10 protein-coding genes and 1 pseudogene are annotated in these 9,107 nt (G+C 52.7%); 5 read left to right on the forward strand and 6 right to left on the reverse strand.

The features are described from left to right. A pseudogene (locus tag AC286M_RS37205) lies at positions 1-251 on the reverse strand (multicopper oxidase family protein); the annotation flags it as partial. A 215-nt stretch (positions 252-466) separates the two neighbouring features. On the opposite strand from AC286M_RS37205, the gene AC286M_RS37210 reads away from it, so the two are divergent. The 3 genes from AC286M_RS37210 to AC286M_RS37220 all read left to right on the forward strand — a co-directional run bounded on the left by AC286M_RS37210 (position 467) and on the right by AC286M_RS37220 (position 3,340). Further along, complete coding sequence (locus tag AC286M_RS37210; RefSeq protein ID WP_488206087.1) at positions 467-556, forward strand: hypothetical protein; 90 nt, start codon at positions 467-469, stop codon at positions 554-556. Between the two features lie 171 nt (positions 557-727). Further along, entirely contained in the window at positions 728-2,839 is a 2,112-nt protein-coding gene (locus AC286M_RS37215) for a copper-translocating P-type ATPase (RefSeq protein WP_488206086.1), read from the forward strand. Between the two features lie 156 nt (positions 2,840-2,995). After that, complete coding sequence (locus AC286M_RS37220) at positions 2,996-3,340, forward strand: DUF305 domain-containing protein (protein ID WP_488206085.1); 345 nt, start codon at positions 2,996-2,998, stop codon at positions 3,338-3,340. A 10-nt stretch (positions 3,341-3,350) separates the two neighbouring features. Here the strand turns inward: AC286M_RS37220 and AC286M_RS37225 are convergent, their stop codons facing one another. The 3 genes from AC286M_RS37225 to AC286M_RS37235 all read right to left on the reverse strand — a co-directional run bounded on the left by AC286M_RS37225 (position 3,351) and on the right by AC286M_RS37235 (position 5,923). Further along, positions 3,351-4,730: a sensor histidine kinase gene (locus AC286M_RS37225; protein WP_488206084.1), complete on the reverse strand. Its 1,380-nt coding sequence runs from the start codon at positions 4,728-4,730 to the stop codon at positions 3,351-3,353. Then, positions 4,727-5,446, reverse strand: a complete 720-nt coding sequence (locus AC286M_RS37230) for a response regulator (protein WP_488206083.1) — start codon at positions 5,444-5,446, stop codon at positions 4,727-4,729. The genes AC286M_RS37225 and AC286M_RS37230 overlap by 4 nt, the downstream gene beginning before the upstream one ends. 69 nt (positions 5,447-5,515) lie before the next feature. Further along, positions 5,516-5,923, reverse strand: coding sequence for a hypothetical protein (locus AC286M_RS37235; protein ID WP_488206082.1), 408 nt, complete (start codon positions 5,921-5,923; stop codon positions 5,516-5,518). Between the two features lie 105 nt (positions 5,924-6,028). Between AC286M_RS37235 and AC286M_RS37240 the strand changes: the two genes are divergently transcribed. Both AC286M_RS37240 and AC286M_RS37245 read left to right on the forward strand, forming a co-directional pair. Beyond that, the gene (locus tag AC286M_RS37240) at positions 6,029-6,538 is read left to right on the forward strand and encodes a hypothetical protein (RefSeq protein ID WP_488206081.1); all 510 of its coding nucleotides are present in this window, start codon (positions 6,029-6,031) and stop codon (positions 6,536-6,538) included. A gap of 20 nt (positions 6,539-6,558) precedes the next feature. Next, complete coding sequence (locus AC286M_RS37245; protein WP_488206080.1) at positions 6,559-7,056, forward strand: hypothetical protein; 498 nt, start codon at positions 6,559-6,561, stop codon at positions 7,054-7,056. On the opposite strand, the gene rppB is transcribed toward AC286M_RS37245, so the two are convergent. Both rppB and rppA read right to left on the reverse strand, forming a co-directional pair. Further along, complete coding sequence (gene rppB / locus AC286M_RS37250) at positions 7,049-8,467, reverse strand: two-component system sensor histidine kinase RppB (protein ID WP_488206079.1); 1,419 nt, start codon at positions 8,465-8,467, stop codon at positions 7,049-7,051. The genes AC286M_RS37245 and rppB overlap by 8 nt on opposite strands. Further along, on the reverse strand, positions 8,436-9,107 hold a 672-nt coding region (gene rppA, locus AC286M_RS37255), incomplete at its 5' end, for a two-component system response regulator RppA (protein WP_488209203.1). The genes rppA and rppB, both read right to left, overlap by 32 nt.

A 9,107-nucleotide genomic window follows, 5' to 3' on the forward strand; every position in this document is an offset into this window, starting at 1 on the left:
AGGCGAGGCCCAGGGACTTGGCCATTATAGGCGAGCAGATTGGCGTTGCGGTTACCAAGCTGAACCGTTTGGGGCATTGCTGCCAGCGCAACCTGGAGCAGTCCGGCTTCGCTCGTCAAGATTTGGGCCTGAGTGCCAGCAACATCAGTAGAACTGACGTCATTGTTTTCCCGTGAACATTGAGACAGCAAGACTGCAACGGCTGCGCCTGCACTCAAGCTCAAAAAGTTTCTTCGCTTAATTGCGGTCATGGCTCAATCCAGTTCTCTCGCTCGTAATAGTTCTATCTTGCAGTCTCTACCTGACTAGAGAGTCAAGGGCTTAAGTTTATAGACCCTGGAAAAGCTGCTAGCCCATCAAGATGAAATCACCATGAAATGGCCCTACTCCAATTTAATGAAGTAGGGCTTCTTGCTATTGGTAGGTGTAGAAATATGCTCTTTTTCGCTATCCCGACAAGTACGACATGGATCACTGTAAAAAGTGTGCCCGTTCCTGCCGTGAGGCCGCAGAAGAATATCGCAAGATTGCCAAAGTTGGGATGGCAACCGCCTAAACCCACTTCGCTAGCCATACGGAGTGATCGGTTCATAAGTCAAAACCAGATCAAGTCGCTAACGTTGGCCCTCCAAGATTAAGTTTTACATCAAATACTGGAGCTTACAGTTGACTTGAGGCTTTAACGTAAACCCATTCACTCCTGCGAGCGGATGCTCAGCCAAGTCCTATGAATCATCCTCACCACCACAGCACCCAAGCCGAAAATTCTAGAGTCGATGGCGCTCATAAAAGCCACACTGGTCATCCCGTAGAGGCTGCTGGTGCATATCATGGCGACCACGCTCATAGCGCCCGTGGCGGACACCGGGGGCATGGCGGTCACAGCGGTCATGGGCATCACAGTCCGGCCATGTTCAAGCAGCGATTTTTCGTATCGCTGATTTTGACGCTGCCGATTCTCTACTTTTCACCACAGCTTCAGGGGTGGTTGGGGTATGAAGCGATCGCATTTCCTAGCTCTGGTTGGATTAATCCCATTCTCGGCATTGCCCTCTATTTCTATGGCGGCTGGCCATTTCTCAAGGGCGCGTGGCACGAGTTTCAGGGCAAGATCGGCATGATGACACTGATTGCGCTGGCAATTACGGTGGCGTTTGTATATAGTATTGCTGTGTCCCTGGGCCTGGAGGGAATGCCCTTCTATTGGGAACTAGCGACGCTGATCGACATCATGCTGCTGGGCCACTGGGTTGAGATGGCCTCGGTGCAGGGAGCGAGCAAAGCGCTAGAAGAACTCTCGACCCTGGTGCCTAACGCAGCGCATCGGATGCGGAATGGTCACATTGAAGATGTTTCGGTTGATGAGATCCAAGTCAACGATGTCATCCTAATTCGTCCTGGCGAACAAATTCCCAATGATGGCGAAGTGATTGAGGGCCACACCAGCGTCAACGAATCGTTCCTGACGGGTGAATCAAAGCCCGTTTATAAGGAGGTTGGGGATGAAGTAGTTGCGGGGTCGGTGAATACGGAAGGTTCCGTACAGGTCAGAGTGACTCGTATTGGAGCAGACACCGCCATTAGCCAGATTATGCGGCTGGTCGAAGAAGCGCAGTCCTCCCGCAGTCGCTATCAGGTACTCGCAGATAAAGTGGCCTACTGGCTGACGATCATCGCCATTTCGGTTGGCACCCTTACTTTTATCGTTTGGCTAACGCTGGCGGATCTGATCTTCTCCATCAACCGAGCAGTAACGGTTCTAGTGATCACCTGTCCCCATGCCTTGGGGCTAGCGATTCCGCTCGTGATTGCCAACTCCACTGGACTGGCTGCTCGCAACGGCATCTTGGTACGCAACCGTGATTCTCTCGAACGAGCCAAGGATATCAAAATCGTCGCTTTCGACAAAACTGGAACGCTGACCCAAGGCAAGTTTGGCGTCCAAAACGTCGCTGTGGACGGCATGGATGAGGATGAAGCGTTAGCCATTGCCGCTGCCCTAGAAAATCCCTCCGAGCATCCTCTTGCGAAAGCAATCGTCGATTCAGCTCATCGGCGGCAGCTAGCTCTACCCCAAACGCGTGACTTCCAAACCGTGACTGGACGGGGCGTAGAGGGCCTGATCAATGGACAAACCTATCGCGTTGGACGACCGGAATGGGTGCAGGAGCAACATCTATCGTTTTCTGCTCCACTGCAACAGGCATTAAGCCGAGCCGATGAGCGGGGTGAAAGCGCTGTTGTGCTGATGACTACTGAACGTGCGATCGCAGTTATCTCAATGGCTGACCAGATCCGAGAACGTGCCCGCACCACCATCGATCGCCTGCATGAGATGGACATCCAGGCGGTGATGATTACCGGGGATGCCGAAGCCGTTGCGCGTGCTGTTGCTGAAGATCTGGGCATCGATCGCTACTACGCCCGCGTGCTGCCTGAAGACAAAGTGAATCGCATCAGAGAGCTGAAACAAGAGGCTCCTACTGCCTTTGTGGGTGACGGCATCAACGATGCAGCCGCTTTGCTGGAAGCCAATATGGGCTTAGCGATTGGGGCGGGTACCAACGTGGCCATTGAATCCGCTGACTTGGTACTAGTGGAAGACGATCCCCTAGATGCAGTAAAGGCGCTGGTGCTAGCGAAGAAGACCTACAGCAAGATGATTCAAAATCTATTCTGGGCCACCGGGTACAACGTGATCGCCATTCCACTGGCAGCAGGCGTACTGTCGGCTTGGGGCATCGTGCTGTCACCAGCGATAGGGGCTTTACTGATGAGCCTTTCCACAGTGATTGTGGCGATCAATGCGGTGATGCTACGCCGAGCCAAACTAGCCTAAGTCCAACCCGGTAGGAGTTTGGCAGAAATCGTGCTTTGTTCTCAATGATCGAACATCGAATGCTGAATTGAGATGTATCAAGAAGTGTAAATTATGGTTTCTGGAATACGGTTAGCTTGTAATCCTCCAGCTAGGTATGAGGATTTAAACTAGGATGTGCAAACCGCCGAAATTGAGCAGATGCAGGCGTGGCTGGACGAATGGTATCCCGGTCAGGAAACCAGTCTGACCTACACTCCTATGATGCGCGACCTCAGTCAGCTTGAAGGGGATGCGCTGGATCAGGCGTTTCTAGAAGATATGGTCATGCACCATATGGGAGCCGTGATGATGTCGCAGCGATTGGTAAATCACGGTCTGGTTGAGCATCAGGACGTACAGCCTTTTGCCCAGAATATCGCCAATACCCAGCGGCAGGAAATCTGGCAGATGCAGTCTTGGCTGCAAGACTGGTACGAGGTTGGCGGTATGCCTGGTTGGATGCATCGAGGACAGCGATAGCCTAATCCGTTTAGACAGTGGGTAGCGTGATCGTGAATGTGCTCCCACTGTTTAACTGGCTTTGTACCTGGATGGTACCGCTATGACGTTGGATGATGGTTTGAGCGACGGCTAATCCCAGCCCGGTTCCTCCGGTTTCTCGGTTGCGGGATTGTTCTAGACGAAAGAACGGTTCAAAGATTTTGTCTTGGAATTCAGCGGGAATGCCGAAACCGCGATCGCAAATTACTACCTCAAGCCTCTCCTGCTTCGAGCGCAGCATCACCTCCGCTTCGTTCCCGTAGGTCACTGCATTGTGAATCAGGTTCATGAACGCTCGATGTAGAGCAGTAGGTTGACCAACATAGGTCACGTGGACTGGTCCCTGATAGATTGCCTTTTTCCCTGTATCAACAACATCATCACACAGGCTTTGGAGTAGGCTCGCCAAATCCAGCTTAACGAAGGCTTCGGTGGTGGATTCTGCGCGGGCAAAGGTCAAGGTTTCCGTGAGCATGGTCTGCATTTGGTCAATGTCAGCAATCGCCTTCTGAGCCTGCTCCCCATCATCAATAAACTCAGCCCGCAGTTTCAGCCGGGTGAGGATCGTTCGCAAGTCATGGGCAATGGCGGCCAGCATAAACGTGCGCTCATTTACCAGACGCCGCAGCCGTTCCTGCATTTGATTGAAAGCTTGAATGGATTGACGGAGTTCACGCGACCCCGCTTCGGGGAGCGGCGGTGCATTAATATCCCGACCGAACTGCTCAGCGGCAGTGGCAAATTGGGTAATCGGCTGGGTGACTCGTCGAGCTGCCCAAAGCGACAGCAGCCAAATGGCAAGTCCGATAAACAGAAACACAAACCAGCGGTGACTGCTGCTGCGCAGAGAAATGATGTCTGAGGGGGTGACAAAGACTAACCAGCGATCGCGAGTTTGTTGAACGGCAATCACCATCGTTTGACGGCTAGATAGCAGCGGCACAAGAGCAGAACCATCTGACTGATCTAGGAGCGGACTGTTCGACCAGCGGTCAAGCACTTGGATCTGAATGGGTTGGCTAAGCTGGGGTATGAGGTGCGATCGCACGTCCTGGCGAATCTCGTCGGCGTGCCACGCTTCCCGCTGGGGCTGGGATGGCGGCTGGTCTAAAACGCTGACCTGAAACCGGGGGCTGTGGAGTGCTTCCAATAGCTTGACCTGCTCATCTGGTGGCAGCGTTTCCATCACGTCGATAATAGTGACAACTCTATCCGCAACAGATAAACCAAATATCTTCATTGCGGTGACAGTGCGATCGTGAACCAGTAGCCATACAGCGATCGCCTGGGCTGAGAAAAATCCCATCGTCAAAATCAGCGTAACTCGCCCTGTTAGACTGCTGGGTAATAATCGCTTGATCCGCTTCATCGTTTCTCCACCACTGGTGTAAAAAGATAGCCACCACCTCGCACTGTTTTAATCAGGGTTGGTGCTTTAGGATTCGCTTCAATTTTGCGGCGCAGACGGCTCAGTTGCACATCCACACTGCGATCAAAGGGAGCGGCTTCATATCCCTTCGTCAGCTCTAGCAGTTGATCACGGCTCAGCACCTGCTGGGGATGCTCTGCGAATGCAGCTAAGAGGTCGAACTCATTGGCCGTTAAGGGAATCAGCACTCCATCGGGAGAACAGAGTTCTCGTTTGGCCAGATCCAATTGCCAACCATTAAACCCAAATCCTTTGGGTGGTTTCTGCTGGACTTCGACCGTGACATACTCAATTCGGCGTAAGACAGCTTTGATCCGTGCCAGCAGCTCCCTCGGATTAAACGGCTTGGTCACGTAGTCGTCGGCCCCTAGTTCCAGCCCCACAATTCGATCCGCATCGTCACCAATGGCAGTCAACATCACAATAGGCAGCGTAGAAGTAGACCGTAATTTTTGGCACAGAGCCAAACCATCATCTCCCGGCAGCATCAAATCCAGCACAATCAAATCGATGGAATGGATATCGAGTGAGCGCCACATGCCTGCCCCATCAGCCGCCGTCTCAACCCGATAGCCATGCCGAGTCAGAAATCGCGACAGCAAATCGCGAATCTCGCGGTCATCATCCACAATCAAAATCAAGGGAAGCTCAGTCATACCGCCATTCTAGATTGAGCGCTTAATCAACTTTGTTTCATCTCGGCAACAGTTGATTGCAGTTGTATTTCAACGTTTGTCGGCCCAGTAGGGACACTCCGGGCAGTTTTCTCCCTTAGGATAGTCAATACCTTCTTCATGGGGACAGCCGATAATTCCGTCAGTCATAATTACCCGCTTGGCCCGTTTGCGCTTGATGAAATCGAGAATTTGACGATTTACGGTGTCGTCCATCCGGATTTCGATCCCATCTGCAAGCCAACGCTTTAAATCGATGACTTCTTGGGACTGATCGACAATTCCAACGGCGACTTTGGTCGCAGTGTCCTCATCAGGGCCATAGTAAGCAATCGTTGCGATCGGATAGCCCTGGGTATCAGCTTGAGCCTTACGCCGCAGCAAAAGAGTAGCATTTTGCCGATGCTCAATTGAGCCAAATCCCTTAGGTGATTGATGACTGATTTTTTGTCGCATCATCTAATTCCCTGTTACTAACTATTACCAATTTGAAAGAATCTTGAAACACTCATAGCCTACCGTGTGAGCCGTAACCTCATCCAAGGAGGAACGGAGATATAAACCATGAACCAGCTCTCAAAGATATTGGCCTTTACAACCATTATTTCAACGGGATTATCTGCTGGAGTGGCCTTCGCTCATCTACTGGAATTGCCCAACAAAATATCACTCTCTGCTGAGAACTATCTCTGGGTGCAACAACGCCTTTATGAGGGATTTGGTCAAGTGTTAGGCCCGATTGAAGTTGTCGCATTTCTCAGTGCGATCGCAGTTACCGTCCTGCTCCGAAAACAGCGGCATTCCTTTCGCTGGAGCCTGCTGGCATCTATCTGCATTAGTCTGGCCTTGATAGTCTGGCAACTACACAATGGCCCAGTCAATACAGCGGTGGAGACCTGGACGGTCGATGCATTGCCCGCCAACTGGATGACCTATCGCGCTCGCTGGGAATATGCTCATGCGGCTCGATTTGGGCTGTATTTGCTTGGGTTTAGCGCTAGTCTAATGTCTGTCCTGGTTAAAATTCCAGATCATCACTCCCGGAGTCGTGTGCCTTCGGCCCCTGTGCTTTGACTCACCAAGAGGTATTCGTCATGTTAACTGTTTTACAGGTTTTGACTGTGGTGGTGGTTGCGATCGCAATGGCCCTTGCGCTGGCTCATGCTCTGGAGCTACCAGGAAAACTGCGGCTTTCAAAAGAGACCTACTACGCCGTGCAGCCCATTTATTATCCTGGTTTCACGATTGGCGGCATCAGTGAACCCATGAGTCTGATCCTGATGCTGATTCTGCTGTTCCTTGTGCGACTAGGCAGCATAGAATTCTGGCTAATCGGTATAGCCTTACTAGGCATCATCGGTATGCAAGGCGTGTACTGGCTGATTACCCATCCCGTGAACCAGTTCTGGCTGCAAAATGAGGACTTAAGCAACGTGAGTACTGGCTTTTTCGCCTTTGGAGTGAAGCCGGACGATCCCCGTTCGTGGGCCTGGACAAACTTGCGCAATCGCTGGGAATATTCTCACGTAGCGCGGGCAGGATTCGCCCTGGTCAGCCTGATTGCCCTGGTCATTGCCGCATCAATCAACTGATGGGGGTTTGCCATGCGATATTACGCAGTGCGGAGGTGGGCAACAGAATGGTGAAGGTGCTGCCCCGTTCTAGCTCGCTCTGAACCTGAATTTCGCCGCCGTGAGCCTGCGCGATCGCAAGGGCAATTGATAGCCCCAATCCCGAACCGCCGCTGTATCGAGAACGGGCTTTATCGACTCGATAGAACCGCTCAAAAATCCGCTGCTGATCGGCTGGAGCAATACCAATGCCTGTGTCTTCTACGGTAATTATCGCCTGTCGCTTTTCGCCTTCCGGGAATGTGTTGCGGGTACTTTGCTGTAGCCGGATGATGACCTTGCCACCCGGTGGGGTGTGCTGGAGGGCATTACTCACTACATTCAGCACCAGCCGATAGAGATGTGCTTCATTACCCAGGACGATGATCGGCGGTTCAGCGGGTTGGTCAAGCACCAGTTGAATCTCAGCTGCGATCGCAAGTGCGGCCAGTTCTTCTTCAATATCGCTCAGCACATCCTGTAAACAGCAGGGGGTTTGGGCAGTTGAACGTTGAATGTCTAATCGAGACAGCAGCAGCAGGTCACTGACGAGGGTTGTCAACCGCTGGTTCTGACGGGTGATTACCTGTAGCGTTTCCCGCGCTTCTTCATCCGAAATGTGGGGCAGTCGCAACACCGATTCCGCTGTTGCCTGCGTCGCAGTTAGAGGCGTACGCAGTTCATGAGCAGCATCAGCCGTAAATTGCTGAATATTGCGGTACGAGACTCGGACAGGTTTCAAGGCAACTCCCGCTAACCACCAACTTGCGATCGCAATTAGTCCTACCGTGAGCGGTAAGCTGAGGACGATAATCCAGCGAATCATGTCGAGGTAAGCGGCAAAATCGCTGAAGGAGCGCCCGACCAGCAGCGTGCCCAGACGGCTTTGATCGTTGAGGTTGTAAAGCGGTAGCGCAATCTGGCGATACTGGTTGTTCGCGTCATCTCGCAGCGTGTGCCAAGCGGCTTCGGTATCTGTCATTGGCAAGCCTTCGGGCAGGATGCCTGCCGTTGCTAGTAGCGTTTGATCCGGCGACAGCACGCGAAAATAGTAGCTGCCGCGATAGGGCGATCCGCCATGATGCCCCCGCGATGCCTCAAATGGCACCTGACAGGGTTCTCCGGCCACGCACAGATTGGGCAACAAATTTTGCGACAGGCCATCAATTTGACCGTTAGCCGTGAGCGTAGTTTCCAGGGCATCATGAACCGTTTCGGCCACAGACTTCAGTTCGCGGTCAGCCGTGACCCGATGGGCATGGGCAATCGCTTCATAGACGCCAAAGCCGCTCAGCCCCAGTACTGCCGTCATCACGCCAGTGTACCAGACCGTGAGCTGCCAGCGGCTGCGACGAAATAGCTTATTCGGTGTTGAAGCGGTATCCCATGCCATAGACAGTTTCAATCAAATCATCACAGTGATACTTGGCCAGCTTCCGCCGCAGGAGCCGCATTTGAGCCGCAACGACGTTGCTGTTGGGTTCAGCGCCAATTTCCCAGAGCTGATTCAGCACCTGATCGCGGGTCAGAATCCGGTTCGGGTGCTCCATCAGGTACTGAAGCAACTGAAACTCTTTCTGAGTTAGTTCGATGGCCTGCTCGGTTCGTTCACCAGCATTGAGAAAGGCCATTCTGCGATCGCAATCCAGCATCAACGGCCCCACCTGAATTTGACTCGGCTTAATCTCAGGTTGCCGTCGCCGCAGTGCCCGTAGTCGGGCCAGCAACTCGGCCATGCTGAAGGGTTTGACCAGATAATCATCGGCTCCAGCATCTAGCCCCGTAATCCGATCCTCAATTTGATCCTTGGCAGTCAAAATCAAAACGGGCAGGGCATGATGGTGCGATCGCAGCCACTGACACAGCTCGATTCCCGACCGTCCTGGCAGCATCCAGTCAAACACCCCAATTGTATAAAGCGGCAAATCATTTTCCAGATAGGCTAGCGCCTCATCCCCCGACCGCACCCAGTCCACCACATAGGCTTCTTGGGTCAGGGTTCGCTTAATCGCTTTGCCCAAATCCGGCTCATC

Source organism: Thainema salinarum CENA647 (genome assembly GCF_057732415.1).

Coding starts and splice junctions, on each gene's coding strand:
- AC286M_RS37210 (WP_488206087.1), top strand. CDS start 467: ATGGATCACTGTAAAAAGTGTGCCCGTTCCTGCCGTGAGGCCGCAGAA.
- AC286M_RS37215 (WP_488206086.1), top strand. CDS start 728: ATGAATCATCCTCACCACCACAGCACCCAAGCCGAAAATTCTAGAGTC.
- AC286M_RS37225 (WP_488206084.1), bottom strand. CDS start 4,730: ATGAAGCGGATCAAGCGATTATTACCCAGCAGTCTAACAGGGCGAGTT.
- AC286M_RS37230 (WP_488206083.1), bottom strand. CDS start 5,446: ATGACTGAGCTTCCCTTGATTTTGATTGTGGATGATGACCGCGAGATT.
- AC286M_RS37235 (WP_488206082.1), bottom strand. CDS start 5,923: ATGATGCGACAAAAAATCAGTCATCAATCACCTAAGGGATTTGGCTCA.
- AC286M_RS37240 (WP_488206081.1), top strand. CDS start 6,029: ATGAACCAGCTCTCAAAGATATTGGCCTTTACAACCATTATTTCAACG.
- AC286M_RS37245 (WP_488206080.1), top strand. CDS start 6,559: ATGTTAACTGTTTTACAGGTTTTGACTGTGGTGGTGGTTGCGATCGCA.
- rppB (WP_488206079.1), bottom strand. CDS start 8,467: ATGGCATGGGATACCGCTTCAACACCGAATAAGCTATTTCGTCGCAGC.